We start from the raw sequence: 22329 nt of genomic DNA, 5'->3' as shown, positions 1-22329 counted from the left end.
AAAGAGCCCTGTTCAGCCTGGAGTCAGGCTGTTTCCATCCTGAACGCTGATAACGTCCTTAAGTTCCAGCATAGAAGAACAGCACGCAAAGATGGAAAACCGGCGCTGAACGGTAGCACATCGCCGCCAGCGCCGGTTTATTGACTCAGGCTGGCTTGGCCTGGGCAATCACCTCTTCCAGGCGCTCTTTCTCCGCCTTCTCGATTTCTTCCTCGCCGATCATCTCGGCGATCTCGCGCAGGCGCTCTACTACGCGGGCGTTGACGCTGCCTTCGGTGAACTGGCCCTTGTCATCCAGCACGCCGGCCTCCTCGCCCACCAGCAGGCTCAGCGCCTCGTCGGCCTGGCTGACCGCATAGACGTGGAACATGCCGTTCTCCACCGCCTGCAGCACGCGCTCGTCGAGCATCAGCGTGGCGACGTTGGCCCGCGGGATGATCACCCCCTGTTCGCCGGTCAGGCCACGTGCCTCGCACAAACGGAAGAAGCCTTCGATCTTCTCGTTGACCCCACCCACCGCCTGCACTTCACCAAACTGGTTGATCGAGCCAGTGATGGCGAAGCACTGCTTGAGCGGCGTGCGCGACAAGGCCGAGATCAGCGTGCAGGCCTCGCCCAGCGAGGCGCTGTCACCGTCGACGTAGCCGTAGGATTGTTCCAGGGCAATGCTCGCCGAGATCGCCAGCGGGAATTCCTGGGCATAACGGCTGCCCAGGTAACCGGTAAGGATCATCACGCCCTTGGAGTGGATTGGCTGGCCGAGGTTGACCTCGCGCTCGATGTCGACGATGCCGCTGCCGCCCGGGTACACGGTGGCGGAGATACGTGCCGGCATGCCGAACGCCGAGTCGCCCACTTCCAGCACGGTCAGGCCGTTGCACTTGCCGATGGCTGCGCCTTCGGTGTCGATCAGGATGATGCCGGCCAACATGTCGTCCAGCACCCGCTGCGAAACACGCCCGGTACGGGTGGCCTTGGCCTTGAGCGCGCGTTCGATATGGCCGGCGTCGGTCATTTCGTCACTGGCCAGCTGGCGAATGAAATCGGCTTCGCTGACCAGCTGGAACAGGTCGCCGATACGCGCCGAAAGGCGCGACTGGTTCTCTGCCAAGCGGGCGCTGTAGGTGGCCAGGCGCGCCACCGCATCACTGGTCAGCGGTGCCATGCCTTCTTCGTTGGTGCGGGTGCGCAGCAACTGGGCGAGCTGCTCCAGGTTCTCGTCGACCATGGGCATGTCTTCGTCGAAGTCGACCAGCACCCGGAACATCTCCTGGAAGTCCGGGTCGTGGTCTTGCAGCGCGTAATACAGCTGGCGCGAACCGATGATGATCAGCTTGACGTTCAGCGGGATCATCTGCGGCGTCAGGCTGACGGTGGCGACGCGGCCCAGCTCGCCCAACGGCGACTCCATCTTCAGCTTGCGCGACTGCAGGGCACGCTTGAGTGCGTCCCAGACGAACGGCTCGCCGAGCATCTTCTCGGCTTCGAGGATCAGGAACCCGCCGTTGGCGCGGTGCAGTGCGCCCGGGCGCAGCTGGCGGTACGAGGTATACAGGGCGCCCTGGTCGGTGCTGTACTCGATGCGGCCGAACAGGTTGTCGTAGGTCGGGTGGGGCTCGAACACCACCGGCGCACCGCCGTCGGCGTGGTGGCCGACCACCAGGCTGGGGGCATACTGCTCTTCGAGCAGCTTGCGCGCGGCGGCGTCACTCTTGCTGTCGTCGACCAGTTGCTCGACCACGGTCCGCAGCAGGTTCAACTGCACCGACTGCAGGTAGGCACAGACCGCCGCGTTTTCCGCGTATTTTTCCGACAACGGCGCCAGCAGCGGCTGCAGGGCCAGGGTGATGGTTTCTTCGTTGAGCTGGCGCAGCTGGTTGTTCGACTCGCGCTTCCATTGCGGCAGGCTGGCCAGTTCTTCGTTCAGGCGCTCCTCGAGCAGGGCGATGTCTTCGTGGAACTGCTCGCGCACTTCTTCCGGCAGCTGGGCGAATTCGGCTTCATCCAGGGCCTTGCCGTCGGCCATCGGGGTGAAGGCGACGTTGCTGGCGTCGCGGTACAGGGCCACGTCCTTTTCCAGCGAGGCACGCTCGATCACATCCAGGGCGCGGTCGTAGCGCTGGTTGAAGGCGCGGTCGATGGCGCCTTTCTTCTGCTGGTAGGACGGGTGCTCGAACACCGCCGGGAAGGTCGCCAACAGGTTGTCGATCAGCCCGTTCATGTCGGCGATGAACGCCCCGGCGCTGCCGGAGGGCAATTCCAGCGCGCGCGGTTCGCGGGTGTCATCGAAGTGATTGACGTAGACCCAGTCGGCCGGGGTCTGCTGGCGCTTGCCCTCGGCCTTGAGGTAGCGCTTGACGAACGAGAAACGGCCGGTGCCGGGCTCGCCCATCACATACACGTTGTAACCGGGGCGCGGCATGGCCACGCCGAACTGCAGGGCCTCGACAGCACGTTCCTGGCCCAGGACTCCGCGAAACGGCTCCAGATCGTCGGTGTTGGTAAAGGCAAACTGCTCGGGGGAGAAACGCCGGGTCAGGGCTTCAGGCGCGAGACGCAGGCGCGCAGCGACAGGATCGGGCATTGGGTTTCCTTACTTCGGCGGGGCAGATACGCAGCATTCTGGCGCTGCCCGCGCGCGCCTTGCAAGGCTCCGCGGGACTTTATCTCCAGGCGCAGCGGGTCATCTGAGAGCAAATTTTTCGCAATCAGCAACGCAACCTTTAGATCGTGCCTAAACTCCAAGCTGCGCGGGTGGGTGAAAAGCTTTCCCGACCTGGCAACCGAGTTGCCAGAAACCCTGACCCTTGGTTAAGTCAAATAGAGAACAAATGCTATGAAACGGATTCTTCTGGGTACTCTGTTCACCGTAGTTTCTCTCAACGCCATGGCCGAAGCGCCAGGTGGCCCGAACTGCGGCTGGGGCAACATGCTGTTCGAAGGCCAGCGCGGCACTCCGGCACACTTCCTGGCTTCTACCACCAACGGCACCTCCGGTAACGCTACCTTCGGCATGACGTCCGGCACCAACGGTTGCTCGACCAAGGCTTCGCTGACTTACGGCGGCAAGTCCTGGTTCGCCATGAACGGCATGATGAACGAGCTGTCCGAAGACATGGCCATGGGCCAGGGCGAAGCACTGACCACCTATGCCGTGGTACTCGGCGTAGCCCCGGAAGACCGCGGCTACTTCGCAGCAGTCACCCACCAGCACTTCAACCAGATCTTCAGCAGTGCCGACGTCACTGCCGAAACGGTCCACAGCAACACCCTGGCCGTGCTGAAGAACGATCCACGCCTGGCCAAATACGCTACCGAGGCCTAAGCGCAGCTGCTCCCGCCCCGGCTACGGGGCGGGTTTCGCCTTTTTTCGGCATCGTTGAGAAGTAGTTGCCCGACATGCTCAAACGCCTCGTTTCCCTGGCGCTGTGTGCCTGCGCCCCTGTACATGCCGCACCGTTGCTGGACCAAGGCCGTCTCCAGCAACTGGCCAACACCCCCTACTGGATTGCCCTGGGCCACTACGAAACCGCCAAGCTCGGTGGCTGGCGCAGCTATGTGGACGATGACGCGTTCTTCCTCGCCGAGGACGGCGCGCACCACCCCGACCAGGAGCTGCAAGCCACCGTCGAAGCGCTGTACGCCCCGGCCAGCCTCGGCGACCAGCACGCCCAGTGCCGGTTCCCGGCGCGTACCCGCTGGCTGCGCGAACAGCTCGACCTGCAAGGCTTGCCACAGCCAGCCTGCCAGGAGTTCACCACCTGGTACCAGTCGATCGACCCGCACAGCGCGGCGCTGATCTTTCCAGCGGCGTACCTGAACAGCCCGTCCTCGATGTTCGGCCATACCTTGCTGCGCATCGACCAGTCGAAAACCCGCAGCGACGACACCACGCTGCTGAGCTACGCGATCAACTTCGGCGCCTATATCGAAGGCAGCGACAACAGCATCCTGTATGCCTGGAAAGGCCTGATGGGCGGCTACCCGGGGCTGTTCGCACTGATGCCCTACCAGGAAAAACTCTCCGAGTACCGCAGCCTGGAAAACCGCGACCTGTGGGAATACCAGCTGGACCTGACGCCAGCCGAGACCGGGCGCATGGTCGAGCATGTGTGGGAGCTGAAGCAGATCCAGTTCGACTACTTCTTCTTCGACGAAAACTGCTCGTATCGCCTGCTGGAGTTGCTGCAGGTCGCCCGGCCGAGCCTGGACCTGACCTCACAGTTCCCGCTCACGGCCATCCCCACCGACACGGTGAAGGCGGTGCGCCAGTCCGGCCTGGTTTCCAGCGTGAAATACCGCCCTTCGCGCGAGCGCGAGTTGCTGGCCCGGGCCGAACCGCTGGACCACCATGAAAAGCAGCAGGTGCTGGCCATCAGCGCCGATACCGCACAGCTGCAGAACCCTGACTTTACCGCCCTGCCCCGCCCACGCCAGGCACTGGTGCAGGATGCCGCGTATCGCCTGGAGCGTTACCGCGCCAACGGCCAGCAGCGCGACGCCGACCAGGCCCGGCGCAGCTTCGAGCTGTTGCAGGCGATCAACCGCAACCCGCCACCGGCGCTGGACATCGAACGCCCGGGGCTGCCCGAGGACGGCCATGATTCACGCACCTGGCAGCTGGGCGCAGGCACCCGCGAGGACCGTGCCTACGCCGAGTATGGCCTGCGCATGGCCTACCACGACCTGAACGACAACGCCTACGGCTTCCCGTTGGGGGCGCAGATCGAGATTCTGCAGCTGAAAGTGCGCCAGTACGAAGGCAACGACTGGCAGGTGCAGCGCCTGGACCTGGCCACCATCCGCTCGCTGACCCCGCGCAACGCGTTGCTCAAGCCGTGGTCGTGGCAAGTGGCCGGCGGGCTGGAACGGGTACCGGGCAAGCATGATGACGAAGTGCTGGTGAGCCATGTGAATGGCGGAGCCGGTGGCACCTGGCAGCTGGCGGACGGGCTGCTGGGCTTTGCCCTGGGCACGCTGCGGGTCGAGCACCACAACGACTTTGCCCAGTTCATCGCCCCGGCGGCGGGGTTCAACAGCGGGCTGCTGTGGCGCAACGGGCTGGGCAACATGACGCTCGAGGCCAAGGGTGATTACTTCACCAATGGCGAAGTGCGACGCAGCGTGAGCCTGAACCAGCAGTGGGAAATCAGCCAGAACCTGGGGCTGCGCCTGAGCGCCTCGCGCGAGTTCAGCCACCTGGCAACGGCGCAGAACGAGGTGATGCTGGAACTGAAGTGGTACCACTACTGAGTGTGAACCAACCGACTCTTTGACACTGTTTTGACAGCTCGCCGACAAATCGCCACCTAGACTTTCCGGTATCTCTCCGAAGGTCCAGGTGGTCATGTCGCGGTATTGGTCGGGCTTGTGCATTGCCTTGTTGCTGGCGGGTTGCGAAACGACCCACGAACAGCTGGTCGACCGGGGTTATCCCCCCGCATTCGCCGACGGCTATGAGGATGGCTGCAGCAGTGGCCGCCAGGCGGCCGGGCTGATGGTCGGCGACTTCCGCAAGGATGTACCGCGCTACCTGCACGACCGGCAGTACGAATCGGGCTGGGACGACGGCTTCCGCCAGTGCCAGGCCATGCAGAACAGTGAACAACAGCGCCAATACCACGAGCGTTTCTGGGACGAGCGTGAACGCGAATGGCAACAGGAAAAGGATCGCGGCGCCGCCAAGGCTTATCGGCACGACTGAGTCGCAATCGGACATCCCTTGAAACCGGCAGCCAGCCATGATGGTCTCCTGCACAAGGAGGTATGCATGAGCCGAGCATTCGTCAACGAAGACCAGGCCGCCGCCCAGGCCGACCAGCCGGTCGAGCGGCGAGTCAGCGAACAACCCAACTACGTGACCGCCAGTGGCCTGCGCCAGCTGCAAGACCGCGTGGCCGAGCTGAATGCCCTGCGCAGCGAGCTGCAGGCACAAGGCGAGCGTGGCGACAAGCAGCGCCTGGCCGATACCGAACGAGATTTGCGCTATTTCAACGCGCGGCTGCAGAGCGCCCAGGTGGTCGCGGCGGCCACGTCGCGGAGCAAGGTGCAGATCGGTAGCCGGGTGCGCTTTGTCGATGCCCAGGACCAGGAGCATGTGGTGCGGCTGGTGGGTGAGGACGAGGCGGATGCGGGGCGCGGGCTGATCAACTGGGGCTCGCCGCTGGGGCGGGCATTGCTCGGGGCCGGGCCTGGAGATGAAGTGCTGTGGCGACGGCCGGCGGGAGAGCAGATGATCGAAGTAGTCGATATCGAGGGTGAGGATTGAAGGCCAGGGGGCTGCTCTGCAGCCCATCGCGACGCAAGGCCGCTCCTCCAGCAAACCCCGACAACCTGGGTGACCGCGGCGCTTGTAGGAGCGGCCTTGCGTCGCGAAAGGGCCGCAAAGCGGCCCCGGCACGCTCGAATCAGACCACGCCTTGCGCCAGCATCGCATCCGCCACTTTCACGAAGCCGGCGATGTTCGCACCCTTCACATAGTTGATCCGGCCATCGGCCTCTTCACCGTAGTGCACGCACGCATGGTGAATCGACTGCATGATGTTGTGCAGCTTGCTGTCCACTTCACCGGCGGTCCACAGCAAGCGCATGGCATTCTGCGACATCTCCAGCCCCGACACAGCCACGCCGCCAGCGTTGGAGGCCTTGCCAGGCGCGTAAAGAATGCCGGCGTCCAGGAAGATATCCACAGCCGCGAGGGTGGTCGGCATGTTGGCGCCCTCCGCCACGCAGATGCAGCCATTACGCAGCAGGGTGCGGGCGTCTTCGGCGTCCAGCTCGTTCTGCGTGGCGCACGGCAAGGCGATGTCGCACGGCAGGTTCCATGGGGTCTGGCCCTGGCGGAACTCCAGGCCGAACTGGGCGGCCAGTTCGCTGATGCGGCCACGCTTGACGTTCTTCAACTGCATGACCGCATCCCACTGGGCGTCGGTCAGGCCGGCCTCGGCGTACAGGGTACCTTCGGAATCGGACAGCGAGATGACCTTGCCGCCCAGGTCCATGACCTTGCGCGCTGCATACTGGGCCACATTGCCCGAGCCGGAAATCGCCACGCGGCAACCATCGATGCGCTTGTCCTGGCGCTTGAGCATTTCCTCGGCGAAGTACACGCAACCGTAGCCAGTGGCCTCCGGGCGGATCAGGCTGCCGCCATAGGTCATGCCCTTGCCCGTCAGCACGGAAGTGAACTGGTTGGCCAGGCGCTTGTACTGGCCGAACATGAAGCCGATTTCGCGCGCTCCCACGCCAATGTCACCGGCCGGCACGTCCAGGTCGGCGCCGATGTGGCGGTACAGCTCGCTCATGAACGCCTGGCAGAAGCGCATCACCTCGGCGTCGCTCTTGCCTTTCGGATCGAAGTCCGAGCCACCTTTGCCGCCGCCCATGGGTAGCGAGGTGAGGGAGTTCTTGAACACCTGCTCGAATGCCAGGAACTTGAGCACGCCGAGGTTGACCGACGGGTGGAAGCGCAGGCCGCCCTTGTACGGGCCGATGGCGCTGCTCATCTGGATGCGGTAGCCGCGGTTGACCTGCACCTTGCCCTGGTCATCGACCCAGGACACGCGGAACAGCACGGCGCGCTCAGGCTCGACCATGCGCTCCAGAATGCCGGCCTGCAGGTAATGTGGGTTGGCTTCGAGGAACGGCCACAGGCTGCGCAGCACTTCTTCCACTGCCTGGTGGAATTCGGGCTGGGCCGGATCGCGTTGCTTCAGGCGCGCGAGGAAATTGTCGACAGATTCGATCATGGTAGACATCTCACCGAGGATTGGACTTATTGGTTTTTTCCCGAATGTACCAAGAAGCAATCGCACCGGAACAGGGCAAAATGTCGTTTTTTTGAAATTATTTGGTGCGTTTTCTATAAGTGTATACAAAGCCAAATGTCGGCGGCGGCTTCTTCGCGGGCTCGCCCGCTCCCACAGGCTCATTACAAGCCCGAGGTTCCAAGGGTGCTAGGGAGCGGGCATGCCCGCGAATGAAGCCAACACCAATTTCCAGCCAGGCACAAAAATGGGGCCTAAGAAGGCCCCATTCCTGTGCATCAGAATACCGGCTTACTGGGCCAGCTTCTTGTGCCGTACACGGTGCGGCTGGGCAGCGGCATCGCCCAGGCGCTTCTTGCGGTCGGCTTCGTACTCGGTGTAGTTGCCTTCGAAGAACACCACGTTCGAGTCGTCTTCGTACGCCAGGATGTGGGTGGCCACACGGTCCAGGAACCAACGGTCGTGGGAAATCACGATCGCGGCGCCCGGGAAGTCCAGCAGGGCTTCTTCCAGCGAACGCAGGGTTTCGACGTCGAGGTCGTTGGACGGTTCGTCGAGCAGCAGGACGTTACCGCCCTCCTTCAGGGTCAGGGCCAGGTGCAGGCGGCCACGCTCACCACCGGACAGGTCCTTGACGAACTTCTGCTGGTCGCCACCCTTGAAGTTGAAGCGGCCCACATAGGTACGCGACGGGATCTCGTAGTTGCCGATGCGGATCACATCGGAACCGTCGGAAATCTGCTGGAACACGGTCTTGCTGCCGTCCAGGTCTTCCCGGCTCTGGTCGACGCAGGCCAGCTGCACGGTTTCACCTATCTCGATGCTGCCCGAGTCCGGCTGCTCCTTGCCCATCAGCATGCGGAACAGGGTCGACTTACCGGCACCGTTACCACCGATCACGCCGACGATGGCGCCTTTCGGCATGGAGAACGACAGGTTGTCGATCAGCACGCGGTCGCCGTAGCCCTTGGTGACGTTCTTGAACTCGATCACCTTGTCACCCAGGCGCGGACCGGCCGGGATGTAGATCTCGTTGGTTTCGCTGCGCTTCTGGAATTCCTGCGATTGCATTTCCTCGAAGCGCTGCAGGCGGGCCTTGGACTTGGACTGGCGGGCCTTGGCGCCTTTGCGCACCCACTCCAGTTCCTCTTTCATGGCCTTTTCATGGGCGCTCTGCTGCTTCGATTCCTGCGCCAGGCGCTCGGACTTGGCTTCCAGCCAGCCCGAGTAGTTGCCTTCGTACGGAATGCCGGCGCCGCGGTCCAGTTCCAGGATCCAGCCGGCGACGTTGTCGAGGAAGTAGCGGTCGTGGGTAATCGCTACCACGGTGCCCGGGAAGTCGTGCAGGAAACGCTCCAGCCAAGCCACCGAGTCGGCATCCAGGTGGTTGGTCGGTTCGTCCAGCAGCAGCATGTCGGGGGCCGACAACAACAGGCGGCACAGGGCCACACGGCGCTTCTCACCACCGGACAGGTGCTCGATGCGGGCGTCCCAGGCCGGCAGGCGCAGGGCGTCGGCGGCAACGTCCAGCTGGCGCTCCAGGTTGTGGCCGTCGGCGGCCTGCAGGATGGCTTCGAGCTTGGCCTGCTCGGCGGCCAGCTTGTCGAAGTCGGCATCCGGTTCGGCATAGGCAGCGTAGACCTCGTCCAGGCGTGCCTGGGCGTCCTTGATCACGCTGACCGCTTCCTCGACCACTTCACGCACCGACTTGTTCGGGTCCAGTTGCGGTTCCTGCGGCAGGTAGCCAACGTTGATGTCGGGCATCGGACGGGCTTCGCCGTCGAATTCCTTGTCGACGCCCGCCATGATCCGCAGCAGGGTCGATTTACCGGCGCCGTTCAGGCCGAGCACGCCAATCTTGGCGCCCGGGAAGAACGACAGGGAAATATTCTTGAGAATTTCCCGCTTCGGCGGCACGACCTTGCTCAGCCGATGCATGGTGTAGACGTATTGAGCCAAAACCAAGCCCTCTAATCAGATAGGTAAAGACATCGACGATCGCCCCGGCGCGCTGGCCAGGGGGATGTGTTTACGGGGTGTCATTGAACAAAGTCGACCATTCTACGCCAACGCGCAGCGTTGCACAGGAGGGGCCGATGGTGGGGGTGGGATCAGGGGGAATCTCTTGCCTGTACCGGCCCTTTCGCGGCTAAAGCCGCTCCCACAGGTACTGCACAATATTTAAAGGCAGTGATATCCCTGTGGGAGCGGCTTTAGCCGCGAAAGGGCCGGCACAGCAGCCAACGATGGCTCAGACGTGACGCTGCCTGGCTTTGCCCCGCGGCAAGCGGCAGCGGTCGCCCTGCTCGGCCAGGCGCGCGGCCCATGCCGCTTTCACACTGAAGCCGCCTGCGCGGGCAGGTTGCTGCTCGGCAGCTGTGGCCGGCCTGGTGGCCGCAGGCGCACGGCTGACGACCTTGGCCGCCGGCTTGTCCTCGGTCACCGCAACTGCCGGCTCTGCTGCCGCCTTGGCGGTCTTGCGCAGTTCAGCCAGCGACGGGCTCTTGCTCTTGGCGGCAGTGGCCGCCTCGGGTTTGCTCAGCGAACGCTGGCAGGACTTGCAGGATACGTCCTCGGTCACGGCAGTGCTGACAAGGGTCTGACTGCTGCGCCCGCAGGCGGAATCGAGGCCATTGGAGGAAAAGTGAGTAACCAAAACCGAACATCTCCGATGCGTTGTCATGTGAAGCGGGCGCTATTCTCGCACAGGTCGCAGGGGCTTGCCGAACCACACGGCAGGCACCACCGGTCACATTGGCTGGCACTTTGCCATAATCCTAGGCATGCTAGCCCGTTTCGGGTGTCCGGCCTTATAGTGCGCCACCGCAGTCTGGCAACCAGATACCGGCACGTACCGTGCATCATCAACCCCTGCCATCGCCAGCCCAATCGCAGGATCAACGCTTGACCAATCTCACTCATCCGCCGTCATTGCGTTCCGCGCCCCAGGCGCCCGCTGCCTCCCTGCGCGGGTCGATCAAGGGTGCGTTGGCGCTGCTGGCCCTGATCCTGCTGGGTTTGCTGCTGTGGCAGTTGTTCGCCCAGTTCAACCACACCCAGGCCGACCTGCGCAAGAAAACCCTGGAAGGCACCGCCGAGCTGGCCGACCACCTCAGCCTGAACCTGGCGTTCAAGGCTCAACAGGCCACGAATGTGCTGCAGCCCTACGCCAATGTACCGACGCCCTCCGCCCTGCCCGCCGTGCTGGCCGGTTTGCGCGAGCAGTTGCCGGACCTGCAGAGCCTGGCCTGGCTGGATGCAGCCGGGAAGCTGTTGGCCGACAGCCTTGCCGGCAGCCCCGACCGCCAGTCGATTGACGAATTGCTCAAGCTGAGCCAGGGCAGCCCGTATTTCTTCACCAATTCGGCCGACAACAGCTCCGTCTACCTGTTACTGCGTCAAGGCTCCGATGAGCACAGCGGCTATTGGCTGTTGCGCCTGGCGCCGGCGTACTACCGCCCGCTGATCACCTACCTGGATGGCCCTGGCCGTCCGCTGTGGCTGCTGGAAAACAGCCGCAGCGGCGAAGTGCTGCAGCGCCATGCGCCAACCCCTGGCAGCAACGCGCCGCTGCAGAGCGTGATGCTGGCCTTCATCGATAACAGCACCTGGCAACTGCGCGGCCTGTTCGACGCCAAGCTGGCGCGCCAGACGCTGCTGCCCGCACTGCTGGGCAAATGCCTGCTGGTGCTGTTCTGCGCCATGCTGCCGGTTGTCGCGCTGATCAACATGCGCCGCCGGCAACGGGCGTTGCAGGAAGACCGCCGGCGCTACCAGGAAATTTTCGAAGGCACCGGCGTGGCCTTGTGCGTGCTCGACCTGTCCAGCCTGCCCGGCCAGCTCGACCGCTATCACCTGCGCAACCGCGCCGCGCTCAAGCACAGCCTGGCCCTCGACCCGAACCTGCGCCGCTCGCTGCTGCTGGAACTGAAGATCACCGAGATCAACCAGGTGGCACGCCAGTTGTTGAACATCGAGTGCCATGAAGGTGCCTGGCAGCGCCTGATCGACGGCACCGGCGATGGCCGCGACAGCGTGGGCATGCAACTGATCGATGCATTGATCGAACAACGTCCGTTGCTGGAACTGGAAGTGCGCCTGCCGGCCCCGCTGGGTGGCGAGCTGCACCTGTGGCTGATGGCGCGCCTGCCGCAACAGCGTCGTGACTACCAGGCTGTGATCCTCAGCATCAGCGATATCACCAGCCGCAAGCAGGTGGAGCTGTCGCTGCTGGAGCGCGAAAGCTTCTGGTCGGACGTCGTGCGCACCGTACCCGACCAGCTGTACGTGCAGGACGTGCTCAGCCAGCGGATGATCTTCAGCAACCGCCATCTCGGCCAGACCCTGGGCTACGACCGTACCGAGCTGGCGCAGATGGGCGACCGTTTCTGGGAGCTGCTGCTGCACCCCGAGGACGCCACGCACTACCAGGCCCTGCGCCAGCAACAGCGCGACAGCGGCCATGACCAGCCGCTGCACTGCCAGCTGCGCTTCCGCCACCGCGATGGCGGCTGGCGCTGCTACGACATTCGCGAACAGGTACTGACCCGTGACGCCGATGGCCTGGTCACGCGCATCATCGGCGTGGGCAAGGACGTGACGGTACAGATCGAGGCCAGCCAGTCGCTGCGCGACAGCGAGCAGCGCTACCGCATGCTCGCCGAGAGCATCAGCGACGTGATCTTCTCCACCGACAGCCGGCTCCAGCTCAACTATGTCAGCCCCTCGGTACAGAGCGTGCTGGGCTACCAGGCCGACTGGATCTTCACCAATGGCTGGCAGTCGATAATCGCCAACCCGGCGCAACTCACCGGCATCTACAGCTTGATGGAACGCGTCAGCAAGGCCATGGGCGACCCGGCGCTGCTGGCCCAGTTGCGCAGCCAGCTGCCGACCCAGCTGTTCCTGTTCGACTGCCTGCGCGCCGATGGCCGCAAGATCCCCATCGAACTGCGACTGGTACTGGTATGGGACGATGACCAGCACTTCGAAGGCGTGCTCGGGGTGGGCCGCGACATCAGCCAGCAACGCCGTGCCGAAAAAGACCTGCGCATGGCTGCCACGGTGTTCGAGCACTCGACATCGGCGATTCTCATCACCGACCCGGCCGGCTATATCGTGCAGGCCAACGAGGCGTTCAGCCGCGTCAGTGGTTACGCCGTCAGCGAGGTGCTCGACCAGTTGCCAGGCATGCTCACCGTCGACGAACAGCAGGAAGGCCACCTGCGCTATGTGGTCAAGCAGCTGCACCAGCGCGGCAGCTGGGAAGGTGAAGTGTGGCTCAAGCGCCGTGACGGTGACCACTACCCGGCCTGGGTCGGCATTACCGCGGTGCTGGACGACGAGGGCGACCTGGCCAGCTACGTGTGCTTCTTCACCGACATCAGCGAGCGCAAGGCCAGCGAACAGCGCATCCACCGTCTGGCGTACTACGACGCCCTCACCCACCTGCCCAACCGCACGCTGTTCCAGGACCGCCTGTACAACGCCCTGCAACAGGCCGAGCGGCACAAGGCCTGGGTAGTGCTGATGTTCCTCGACCTGGACCGTTTCAAACCGATCAACGACTCCCTCGGCCACGCTGCTGGCGACCGCATGCTCAAGGACATGGCCCAGCGCCTGCTGGCCTGCGTGGACGACGACGATACCGTGGCGCGCATGGGTGGCGACGAGTTCACCCTGCTGCTGCAACCACGCGCTACCCGCGAGATCGCCCTCAACCGCGCGATTCACGTGGCCGAGAACATTCTCGCCAGCCTGGTGCGGCCGTTCGTGCTGGAAAACCGCGAGTTCTTCGTCACCGCCAGTATCGGCATTGCCCTCAGCCCGCAGGACGGCAGCGAACTGAGCCAGCTGATGAAGAACGCCGACACCGCCATGTACCACGCCAAGGAACGCGGCAAGAACAACTTCCAGTTCTACCAGGCCGAGATGAACGCCAGTGCCCTGGAGCGCCTGGAGCTGGAAAGCGACCTGCGCCATGCCATGGAGCAGAACGAGTTCATCCTCTACTACCAGCCGCAGTTCAGCGGCGATGGCAAGCGCCTGACCGGTGCCGAAGCCCTGCTGCGCTGGCGCCACCCGACCCGCGGCCTGGTGCCACCGGGCGACTTCATCCCGGTGATCGAGGAGCTGGGCCTGGTGGTGGACGTGGGCGACTGGGTGCTGCGCGAAGCCAGCCGCCAGCTCAAGGCCTGGCACAAGGCCAAGGTGCGTGTGCCGAAGGTATCGGTGAACATTTCTGCGCGGCAGTTCTCCGATGGCCAGCTGGGCACGCGCATCGCCAGGGTCCTGGAAGAGAGCGGCCTGCCGCCGGCGTGCCTGGAGCTGGAGCTGACCGAAAGCATCCTGATGCGCGAGGTGAACGAAGCGCTGCAGATTCTCGCCGGCCTGAAGAACCTTGGCCTGAGCATCGCGGTAGACGACTTCGGCACCGGTTATTCGTCGCTGAACTACCTCAAGCAGTTCCCTATCGACGTGCTGAAGATCGACCGTACCTTCGTCGACGGCCTGCCGGAAGGCGAGCAGGATGCGCAGATTGCCCGGGCCATCATCGCCATGGCCCACAGCCTCAACCTGGCGGTGATCGCCGAAGGCGTGGAAACCCACGAGCAACTGGAATTCCTTCGCGAGCATGGCTGTGACGAAGTGCAGGGCTACCTGTTCGGGCGGCCGATGCCGGCGCATCAGTTCGAGGCGCAGTTCGCCAACGAGACGTTGTTCATGTTCAATTGAGCCGGCCCTCTTCTGCTCTTCTGGCATACGCGGGCACTTGTAGGAGCGGCCTTGTGTCGCGAAAGGGGCGCACAGCGGCCCCACGATTGCAGCTTGCCGGCAAAATGGCCGGGACCGCTTTGCGCTCCTTTCGCGACGCAAGGCCGCTCCTACAGGTACGGCGTCAGCCCGGGGCCGGCGCGGTTCACGCATGTAGAGCGGATTTATCCGCGATGCAGGCGACGCGGTGGCTGGCAACGCCCTTGCCGGTGATCGCGGCTGAAGCCGCTCCTGCAGAAGCCCATGTAAGGCCCGCGCCCCACGCCTGAAAAACGGACCTGAAAGTCAACTCCGATCCCCGCCCAGCCCAGACACGGCGCGGGATGCAACATGAAGCCCATTGGTCCGCGACTTGATGCCACTTCATATGCCAGCGGCGAATCAATCGGTTAGAATGCCCCCCCAATTCACCCCGATCCTTGAGGACCGCCATGTTCAGCCGTGATTTGACCATTGCCAAGTACGACGCCGAGCTCTTCGAAGCCATGCAGCAAGAAGCTCTGCGCCAGGAAGAGCATATCGAGCTGATCGCTTCGGAAAACTACACCAGCCCGGCAGTCATGGAAGCCCAGGGCTCGGTCCTGACCAACAAGTACGCCGAAGGCTACCCGGGCAAGCGCTACTACGGTGGTTGCGAGTACGTCGACGTCGTCGAGCAACTGGCCATCGACCGTGCCAAGCAGCTGTTCGGTGCCGACTACGCCAACGTTCAGCCGCACGCCGGCTCCCAGGCCAACGCCGCTGTCTACCTGGCCCTGCTGTCGGCCGGTGACACCATCCTGGGCATGAGCCTGGCCCACGGTGGCCACCTGACCCACGGTGCTTCGGTAAGCTCCTCGGGCAAGCTGTACAACGCCATCCAGTACGGCATCGATGCCAACGGCCTGATCGACTACGACGAAGTCGAGCGCCTGGCTGTCGAGCACAAGCCGAAGATGATCGTTGCCGGCTTCTCGGCCTACTCGCAGGTTCTGGACTTCGCCCGCTTCCGCGCCATCGCCGACAAGGTCGGTGCCTACCTGTTCGTCGACATGGCCCACGTTGCCGGCCTGGTTGCCGCTGGCGTGTACCCGAACCCGGTGCCGTTCGCCGACGTGGTCACCACCACCACCCACAAGACCCTGCGCGGCCCGCGCGGTGGCCTGATCCTCGCTCGCAAGAACGAAGAGATCGAGAAGAAGCTGAACTCCGCCGTCTTCCCGGGCGCCCAGGGCGGCCCGCTGGAGCACGTCATCGCCGCCAAGGCCATCTGCTTCAAGGAAGCCCTGCAGCCTGAGTTCAAGGCTTACCAGCAGCAGGTGGTGAAGAACGCCCAGGCCATGGCCGCCGTGTTCATCGAGCGTGGTTTCGACGTGGTTTCCGGTGGCACCCAGAACCACCTGTTCCTGCTGTCGCTGATCAAGCAGGAAATCTCCGGCAAGGATGCTGACGCCGCACTGGGCAAAGCCTTCATCACCGTCAACAAGAACTCGGTACCGAACGACCCACGTTCCCCGTTCGTCACCTCGGGTCTGCGTTTCGGCACCCCGGCCGTGACCACCCGTGGTTTCAAGGAAGCCGAGTGCCGCGAGCTGGCTGGCTGGATCTGCGACATCCTGGCTGACCTGAACAACGAAGCGGTCATCGACGCCGTACGTGAGAAAGTCAAGGCTATCTGCAAGAAGCTGCCGGTCTACGGCAACTGATTGGCGATTGCCTGACAGGAAAAAGCCCGGCCTAGTGCCGGGCTTTTTCGTTTTCGGCCCTGTCGCCTCCTGTAGGAGCGGCCTTGTGTCGCGAAAGGGGCGCGCAGCGGCCCCACAACCCTAGCTTCGCCGCCGGGCTAGCCGGGACCGCGTTGCGGTCCTTTCGCGACACAAGGCCGCTCCTACAAAAAAGCGCGACACGCTGCTGATAGTGCGTATTACCCTGTGTGCCTTTCAGCCAGCAGACACAGGCCGCACCTTGACCAGAGAGCAACTCGAAACCCGGCAGATCCCGATCTATTTCGCCGTCGTACTCGCCGCCGTCGCCTTCGGCCTGCTGGCCAGCGATACCGCACGCTTGTTGCAAACCCTGATCACGCCCGCCATCGCCGTGCTGATGTACGCGATGTTCCTGCAGATTCCCTTCCTCGACCTGCGCCAAGGCCTGGGTAACCGCCGTTTCATGGCGGCCTTGCTGCTGGCCAACTTCATCCTTGTGCCATTGCTGGTCTGGGCCATCACTCGTGGTCTGGGCGACCAGCCGGCACTCCTCGTCGGTGCGCTGCTGGTGCTGCTGACCCCGTGCATCGACTACGTGGTGGTGTTCACCCATATCGGCAAAGGCGATGCGCGCCTGACCCTGGCCGCCACACCTGTGCTGCTGCTGGCGCAACTGGCGCTGTTGCCGCTGTACCTGGCGCTGATGCTGGGTGACAACGTGCCGCTCGCGCTCACCCCGTTCGTGGAAGCCTTCGTGCTGCTGATCGTGCTGCCGCTGGCCCTGGCTGTACTCACCAGCGCCGGCGCCCGTCGCTCATGCAGGGTCGCAATGTGGAACAGCGCCTGGGCATGGCTGCCGGTACCGGCGATGGCTTTGGTACTGCTGGTAGTGATCGCCTCGCAGATCGCCATGGTGCAGGGTGACTTCGAGCAGTTACTGCCGGTGATCCCGGTATACCTGGGCTTCATGCTTGCGGCACCGCTGCTCGGCAGGCTCGCGGCGCACCTGTTGCGCCTGCCGGCCAGCGAAGCACGCGCAGTGACCTTCAGCGCCGCCACGCGCAACTCGCTGGTAGTGCTGCCGCTGGCGCTGGCGTTGCCGGACGAGGTGCGCGGGTTGGCGGCAGCAGCCGTGATTACCCAGACATTGGTCGAGCTGGTGAGCGAGCTCGTCTACGTACGGCTGGTACCACGGCTGGTGCGCTGACCTGCGGGCATATGCCACTGCCGGTCACGGGCGCTCGCCACACACGGCAAACACCTGCACCTCGACCAGGTAGCCTTCCCCCAGGTCGGCACCGACACAGGCCCGTGCCGGTTTGGCACAACCCTGCAACCAGGCGTCATACACCTCGTTCACCAGGTCGAAGTGGCGGTAGTCGGCGATCCACAGCTGGACTCGGGTCAACTGCTCCTTGGCCACCCTGGCCTCAGCCATCAGCCTGTCGATCGTATTCAGCGCCTGGCGCAACTGCCCCTGCACGTCCAGCTGCAGGTCGTCGGCGACCACGCCAGCGGTTTCGAACAGGCCCCTGTAGCTGACCGCCAACGACATCCGCTGGCCAACCCCGTATCGCTCGATCATAAGCTTCCCTCTCAGCCCATCTGGTTGATGCACACGACCTTGGGCTGGGTCATGTCCTCGTAGGCGAAGCGCACCCCCTCGCGGCCCAGGCTTCCATACTTGGAACCACCGAATGGCATGGCGTCGAAGCGGTAGTCGGACGAGTCGTTGACCATCACGCCGCCTGCCTCGATGCGCTTCGCCAGGCTCAGCGCCAAGGACAAGTCGCGGGTAAACACCCCGGCATGCAAGCTGTACTCAGGGGCATTGGCCAGGGCGACGGCCTGCTCGATGTCCTCGAAAGGCGCCAGCATCACCACCGGGGCGAACACCTCTTCACGCCACAGCCGGCTGCTGTGGTCGACACCCTCCAGCACCGTCGGCGCATAGTTGGCGCCCTGGCGCTGGTGGCCACAGAGCAGGCGGGCGCCGCCCTGCAGGGCCTGGTTGACGCGCTCTTCGATGTGCCGTGCAGCGGCTTCGCTGATCATCGGCCCCATGTCGGTTTCACGCCGCCCCGGGTCGCCCAGCACCATGGCCTGGGTCAGGGCGACGAAGCGCTGGCGAAACGCGTCGTAGATCGAGGCGTCGACCAGGATGCGCTGGGTGCCGATGCAGTTCTGCCCGGCGGCCCAGAACGCGCCCGATACGCACGACTCGACAGTGGCTTCGAGGTCGCAGTCCTTGAGCACCAGCACCGGGGCGTTGCCGCCCAGGTCCATGGCGAGCTTTTTCAAGCCCGCGCCCCGAGCAATCTGCTCGCCCGTGGCGAAGCCGCCGGTAAAGGAAACCATGCGCACATCACGCACGGCCACCAGCGCCTTGCCCAGTTCGGCGCCACCGGTAGCAACGCTGACAACGGCCTCCGGCAGCCCGGCATCGGTGAGGTACTGCACCAGCTTGAGCGCCGACAACGGGGCCAGCTCCGAGGGCTTGAGGATAACGGCATTGCCGCCGGCGATGGCCGGGCCCAGCTTGTGTGCCACCAGGTTGAGCGGGTCGTTGTACGGGGTGATGGCCAGGATCAGCCCCAGCGGCTCGCGGGTAAACCAGCCCTGGCGCGACTCGGAGCCTTCATAGGCATCGAACGGCACCACTTCGCCGGCGTTGCGCCGCGCTTCCTCGGCAGACAGCTTGAGCGTGTTGATGCAGCGCTTTACCTCCTTTTCGGCCTGGCGCAGGGTCTTGCCCGCTTCATCGACAATCAGCCCGGCAAAATCAGCGGCGTCGCGTTCGATGAGGCGGGCGGCCTGTTCAAGAATGCTGGCGCGCCGGTGCCGGGGCAGCGCGGCACTTTCGCCTACACCCTGGCGAGCACGCGCCAGCAGGCCCGGCACCGCGTCGGCCGTGAGGTTGGCGACGCTGCCGACCAGGCTGCCGTCGTAAGGGCTGTACACATCGATCAGGGCGGGTTGCTGGAAGGCTACCCGGGACACGGAAGTCAGGCTCATGAACGTAGCTCCTCAGGCCGAACGGCCAGCGGTGTGGATGGCGACGATATCCGACAGCAGGGCAAAGGCCGTTTCGACACGCCCCGCACCCGGGCCGGACACGGTCACCGCGCCCAGCAACTCGGTGTCGAACGCCACCGCGTTGGTTGCGCCGGTGATACCGGCCAGGGGGTGGTTACCCGGCAACAGGCGCGCTTCGACACTGGCGCGCACCGATCCATCGGCCTGCCGGCTGGCGCTGCCGATCAGCTTCCAGCGCTCGCCCGCTGCCTGCGCCTGCTGGATCGCCGCGCTGTCGATGCCACTGATACCGCTGCAGGTGACATCGCTCACCTGCAGGCAGGCACCGAGCAGCTCGTTGGCAAGGATGACCACTTTCAGGCGCACGTCATGCCCTTCCACATCGGCGGTCGGGTCTGCCTCGGCGTAGCCAAGCGCTTGTGCCTGCGCCACCGCATCGGCAAAGCCAAGCCCTTGCTCCATGCGCGTCAGTACGTAGTTAGAAGTACCGTTGAGGATGCCCTCGAAGCCGACCAGGCCTGCGCCGGCCAAGGTCTGCCGGGCCATGCGCAGTACGGGTGTACCGCTCATCACTGCACCTTCGTATTCGAACGACACGCCGTTGGCCTTGGCCAGGGTTTTCAGCGCCTGGGCATGCAAGGCGATCGGCCCCTTGTTGGTGGTGACCACGTGCTTGCCCGCTTCCAGCGCCCAGCGGCAGAAGGTAGCTGCCGGCTCACCATCCTTGGGGTTGGTGAAGGTGGCTTCGGCGATGATGTCGGCACCGGACTGCTTGATCACCGCCTCGTTGAATGCCTCGGCCGAACCCTGCGGGAACTGCGCCAGGGCGCCCTTCTCAGCGGGCAAGGCGGCCAGCCTGGCCGCATCCAGGCCATCGCGGTCGATCACCGAGCCGAGGAACAGGTCGGTGACGCCGACGATCTTCAGGGCAAAGCCCAGTTCTTGCTGCCAGCGCGCGTTGCGTTCGGCGATCAGTTGGGCCAGGGCACGGTTCACGCCGCCAAAGCCAACGAGTGCGATCTTGTATTCGGTCATGGTTTGCTGTCCTTTCCAGGCGATGGGTCGATGAGGACAAGCCTATGAGCCGGGCAATGCCAGTTGAATATGGCAATCCGCTGTATTTATTGGCCAATCTGGCCAATGCCCGAACCGCATCCGAGCGGCCCCGGAATGCACAACGCCGCCGAGGCGCAAGCCCAGGCGGCGTTGTGGTATCGAGGGTTGGGGAGCAACGGGGCGGTTCAGATCACCGCGGCCAGGACGAACGACGTCACCGTGTTCTCGACCCCGGGCATGGCGGCAATTTCCTTCCACACATGATGCACCCGCTCCGGGCTGGAGGCTTCGACACGTAGCAGCAGGTCGAATTCGCCGCTGAGTACCTCGCACTGGATCACCTCGGGGATCTGGCGCAGGGCATCGAGCACCGCTTCACCGCGCATGCGGTCGTAGCGGTAGACGAAGATCACCGCGTTGATCAACGAGGTCGGCCGTCGCCCCTCGCCAATGCGCAAGGTGTAGCCCTGGATGGCGCCGTCCCGCTCCAGGCGTTCGATGCGCTGGCGAACCGCATTGCGCGACAGGTTCACTTTCAGCCCCAGCTCGGCATGGGCAATGCGCGCATTGGCGGTGAGCTCGGCGAGAATGCGCTCGTCCAGGGGGTCAAGGATGCGCTTCATCGCCGTGCCTGCAACTGCGCCAACAATTCATGAACCCCCGCCAGGTCCTCGGGTGCCAGCAGCGGCCCACTGCCTGCGGTGCCAGCGACATTGGCTGGCACCTCGCCGTGCCAGGCCCCCAGTTCCGCCAGCAGCGCGGCGGACTTTTCCGGGGCGAATTGCCCCAGCGTGACGATCGGCGCGCCGATATTGCGCCGGTGCAGGCGCCCGGCGAACGCCCCGGTTGCCGCATGCGGGTCTACCGCCGTGCCGGTCTCCTGGAACAGCGTGACGATTTCCTCGCGGATCAGCGCATCGTCCACGGCATACGAGTCGAACAGCATGCGCGCGTGCAACCACTGGCGGTTGCCGATGCTCAGCTCACCGCAATCCTCGAAGTGCTCCATCAGCGCCCTGGTTGCCGCGCCGTCGCGCTCATACAGCTCCCAGACGAAGCGCTCCAGGTTGGAGAACAGCGAGAAGTCCATGACCGGCGACAAGGTCTGGCTGGTTGAACCACGGCTGTATCGGTTGCAGTGGATGAACCGGTGCAAGGCATCGTTGCGGTTGGTGGAGACAATGATCTGGTTGATCGGCAGGCCCATCTTCTGGGCGATGAAGCCCGCGTAGATCTCGGCAAAACTGGCCGTGGGAATGCTGAAGCCGACCGGCCGGATGCCCCCGCCCAACTGCAGCGCCGCGTGGAAATAGAACACGATCTGCGCCAGCACGCCGACCCAGTTGGTCGAATTGAAGCTGACCGGAATCAGCTCCGGGCACGGCCATGCGCGCAGCAGCGCCGACACCAGCGACTGGCAGTCATCGAAGCTGCCAGCCACGGCCACGCAGCTGACGCTTTCGCCTGCGGCACTGCGCATCACTGCGGCCCGATCGGGTGGCGTCCCGGCGTTGGGGTACAGCGCCAGCAGGCGTGCCGTCGGGCAATGGCGCAAGGCGTCGATGGCCGCCACCGCGGTGTCGCCGTTGCTGGCACCGACCAGCATCACCCGCTCGCAATCGGCGCCGAGGAAATGGCGGATGAGCCGCGCCTGCAACTGCGCGGCAAAGTCCTTGGAGGAGCGGGTCGGCCCGTGAAACAGCTGCAGGATCCATTCGTTATGGCCAATCTGCTGCAACGGCGCGATGCCACGGTGCCTGAAGCCACGGTAGCTGTCGCTGACCAGCGCCCTGAGGGTCGGCTCGTCGAGGGTATCGCCGACAAACGGCGCCATCACCCGCCAGGCCAGTTCATCGAACGGCAGCCAGGACCAGCTGGCGATTTCCTGCTGGCTGAAGGTTGGCACCGCAGTCGGCACGTACAGCCCGCCATCGTCGGCCAGGCCGGAAAGCAGCGCCGTGCGGAAATCGACCCGTATCTCGTTGCCACGCGTGGATGTGTACTGCATCGGT

Annotated in this window: 15 protein-coding genes and 1 pseudogene; 7 read left to right on the top strand and 9 right to left on the bottom strand. The window is 64.3% G+C overall.

All coding sequences use genetic code 11. From position 1 onward, the window contains the following. Positions 1 to 145 precede the first annotated feature (145 nt). Positions 146 to 2584: a Lon protease family protein gene (locus ACJA3S_RS03475; RefSeq protein WP_406820845.1), complete on the bottom strand. Its 2439-nt coding sequence runs from the start codon at positions 2582 to 2584 to the stop codon at positions 146 to 148. A gap of 252 nt (positions 2585 to 2836) precedes the next feature. On the opposite strand from ACJA3S_RS03475, the gene ACJA3S_RS03470 reads away from it, so the two are divergent. The 4 genes from ACJA3S_RS03470 (at position 2837) to ACJA3S_RS03455 (ending at position 6268) form a co-directional block, all read left to right on the top strand. Beyond that, positions 2837 to 3325, top strand: a complete 489-nt coding sequence (locus ACJA3S_RS03470; protein ID WP_170028199.1) for a DUF3015 domain-containing protein — start codon at positions 2837 to 2839, stop codon at positions 3323 to 3325. A gap of 74 nt (positions 3326 to 3399) precedes the next feature. Further along, positions 3400 to 5253 carry a DUF4105 domain-containing protein gene (locus tag ACJA3S_RS03465; RefSeq protein WP_406820844.1) on the top strand — a complete coding sequence of 618 codons (1854 nt, stop codon included), beginning with the start codon at positions 3400 to 3402 and terminating at the stop codon, positions 5251 to 5253. Positions 5254 to 5347: 94 nt separating this feature from the next. Beyond that, positions 5348 to 5704, top strand: coding sequence for a hypothetical protein (locus ACJA3S_RS03460; RefSeq protein WP_406820843.1), 357 nt, complete (start codon positions 5348 to 5350; stop codon positions 5702 to 5704). A gap of 66 nt (positions 5705 to 5770) precedes the next feature. Beyond that, entirely contained in the window at positions 5771 to 6268 is a 498-nt protein-coding gene (locus ACJA3S_RS03455) for a GreA/GreB family elongation factor (protein WP_406820842.1), read from the top strand. A gap of 139 nt (positions 6269 to 6407) precedes the next feature. Here ACJA3S_RS03455 and gdhA read toward each other — a convergent pair whose 3' ends face one another. The 3 genes from gdhA to ACJA3S_RS03440 all read right to left on the bottom strand — a co-directional run bounded on the left by gdhA (position 6408) and on the right by ACJA3S_RS03440 (position 10422). After that, on the bottom strand, positions 6408 to 7748 hold the full coding sequence (gene gdhA / locus ACJA3S_RS03450) for an NADP-specific glutamate dehydrogenase (RefSeq protein WP_406820841.1): 1341 nt from the start codon (positions 7746 to 7748) through the stop codon (positions 6408 to 6410). 309 nt (positions 7749 to 8057) lie between these two features. Then, positions 8058 to 9725: an energy-dependent translational throttle protein EttA gene (ettA, locus tag ACJA3S_RS03445; RefSeq protein ID WP_186673876.1), complete on the bottom strand. Its 1668-nt coding sequence runs from the start codon at positions 9723 to 9725 to the stop codon at positions 8058 to 8060. Positions 9726 to 10017: 292 nt separating this feature from the next. Continuing rightward, positions 10018 to 10422 (bottom strand): hypothetical protein, encoded by a 405-nt coding sequence (locus tag ACJA3S_RS03440; protein ID WP_406820840.1) that lies wholly within the window; start codon positions 10420 to 10422, stop codon positions 10018 to 10020. Positions 10423 to 11516: 1094 nt separating this feature from the next. Between ACJA3S_RS03440 and ACJA3S_RS03435 the strand changes: the two are divergent. From ACJA3S_RS03435 to ACJA3S_RS03425, 3 genes and pseudogenes are all read left to right on the top strand, one after another. Beyond that, positions 11517 to 14501: pseudogene (locus tag ACJA3S_RS03435) on the top strand (EAL domain-containing protein); the annotation flags it as partial. A gap of 470 nt (positions 14502 to 14971) precedes the next feature. Beyond that, positions 14972 to 16225: a serine hydroxymethyltransferase gene (gene glyA, locus ACJA3S_RS03430; protein ID WP_186689252.1), complete on the top strand. Its 1254-nt coding sequence runs from the start codon at positions 14972 to 14974 to the stop codon at positions 16223 to 16225. A 259-nt stretch (positions 16226 to 16484) separates the two neighbouring features. Continuing rightward, a complete protein-coding gene (locus ACJA3S_RS03425; protein WP_406820839.1) occupies positions 16485 to 17432 on the top strand; it encodes an arsenic resistance protein in 948 nt (315 codons plus the stop codon). 24 nt (positions 17433 to 17456) lie between these two features. Here ACJA3S_RS03425 and ACJA3S_RS03420 read toward each other — a convergent pair whose 3' ends face one another. The 5 genes from ACJA3S_RS03420 to ACJA3S_RS03400 all read right to left on the bottom strand — a co-directional run bounded on the left by ACJA3S_RS03420 (position 17457) and on the right by ACJA3S_RS03400 (position 22325). After that, entirely contained in the window at positions 17457 to 17780 is a 324-nt protein-coding gene (locus tag ACJA3S_RS03420; protein WP_406822194.1) for a RidA family protein, read from the bottom strand. Between the two features lie 41 nt (positions 17781 to 17821). Next, positions 17822 to 19240 (bottom strand): aldehyde dehydrogenase family protein, encoded by a 1419-nt coding sequence (locus ACJA3S_RS03415; RefSeq protein WP_406820838.1) that lies wholly within the window; start codon positions 19238 to 19240, stop codon positions 17822 to 17824. Positions 19241 to 19252: 12 nt separating this feature from the next. Further along, positions 19253 to 20296, bottom strand: a complete 1044-nt coding sequence (locus tag ACJA3S_RS03410) for a homoserine dehydrogenase (protein WP_406820837.1) — start codon at positions 20294 to 20296, stop codon at positions 19253 to 19255. A gap of 206 nt (positions 20297 to 20502) precedes the next feature. After that, on the bottom strand, positions 20503 to 20940 hold the full coding sequence (locus ACJA3S_RS03405; RefSeq protein ID WP_170028186.1) for an Lrp/AsnC family transcriptional regulator: 438 nt from the start codon (positions 20938 to 20940) through the stop codon (positions 20503 to 20505). Further along, entirely contained in the window at positions 20937 to 22325 is a 1389-nt protein-coding gene (locus tag ACJA3S_RS03400; protein WP_406820836.1) for a threonine synthase, read from the bottom strand. The genes ACJA3S_RS03405 and ACJA3S_RS03400 overlap by 4 nt, the downstream gene beginning before the upstream one ends. Between the last annotated feature and the right edge of the window lie 4 nt (positions 22326 to 22329).

This window comes from Pseudomonas sp. KnCO4 (genome assembly GCF_045344305.1).
In the GTDB taxonomy this organism is placed as follows: Bacteria; Pseudomonadota; Gammaproteobacteria; order Pseudomonadales; family Pseudomonadaceae; genus Aquipseudomonas; species Aquipseudomonas anuradhapurensis.
The sequence above is the reverse complement of the archived record's forward strand: the minus strand, read 5'-3'. Positions and strand labels throughout refer to the sequence as shown.

What these genes read in the sequence shown, in the direction of transcription:
- ACJA3S_RS03460 (WP_406820843.1), top strand. Translation starts at nt 5,348, where the DNA reads ATGTCGCGGTATTGGTCGGGCTTGTGCATTGCCTTGTTGCTGGCGGGT.
- ACJA3S_RS03470 (WP_170028199.1), top strand. Translation starts at nt 2,837, where the DNA reads ATGAAACGGATTCTTCTGGGTACTCTGTTCACCGTAGTTTCTCTCAAC.
- ACJA3S_RS03475 (WP_406820845.1), bottom strand. Translation starts at nt 2,584, where the DNA reads ATGCCCGATCCTGTCGCTGCGCGCCTGCGTCTCGCGCCTGAAGCCCTG.
- ACJA3S_RS03400 (WP_406820836.1), bottom strand. Translation starts at nt 22,325, where the DNA reads ATGCAGTACACATCCACGCGTGGCAACGAGATACGGGTCGATTTCCGC.
- gdhA (WP_406820841.1), bottom strand. Translation starts at nt 7,748, where the DNA reads ATGATCGAATCTGTCGACAATTTCCTCGCGCGCCTGAAGCAACGCGAT.
- ACJA3S_RS03410 (WP_406820837.1), bottom strand. Translation starts at nt 20,296, where the DNA reads ATGACCGAATACAAGATCGCACTCGTTGGCTTTGGCGGCGTGAACCGT.
- glyA (WP_186689252.1), top strand. Translation starts at nt 14,972, where the DNA reads ATGTTCAGCCGTGATTTGACCATTGCCAAGTACGACGCCGAGCTCTTC.
- ACJA3S_RS03405 (WP_170028186.1), bottom strand. Translation starts at nt 20,940, where the DNA reads ATGAAGCGCATCCTTGACCCCCTGGACGAGCGCATTCTCGCCGAGCTC.
- ACJA3S_RS03420 (WP_406822194.1), bottom strand. Translation starts at nt 17,780, where the DNA reads ATGTCGTTGGCGGTCAGCTACAGGGGCCTGTTCGAAACCGCTGGCGTG.
- ACJA3S_RS03455 (WP_406820842.1), top strand. Translation starts at nt 5,771, where the DNA reads ATGAGCCGAGCATTCGTCAACGAAGACCAGGCCGCCGCCCAGGCCGAC.
- ACJA3S_RS03465 (WP_406820844.1), top strand. Translation starts at nt 3,400, where the DNA reads ATGCTCAAACGCCTCGTTTCCCTGGCGCTGTGTGCCTGCGCCCCTGTA.
- ACJA3S_RS03415 (WP_406820838.1), bottom strand. Translation starts at nt 19,240, where the DNA reads ATGAGCCTGACTTCCGTGTCCCGGGTAGCCTTCCAGCAACCCGCCCTG.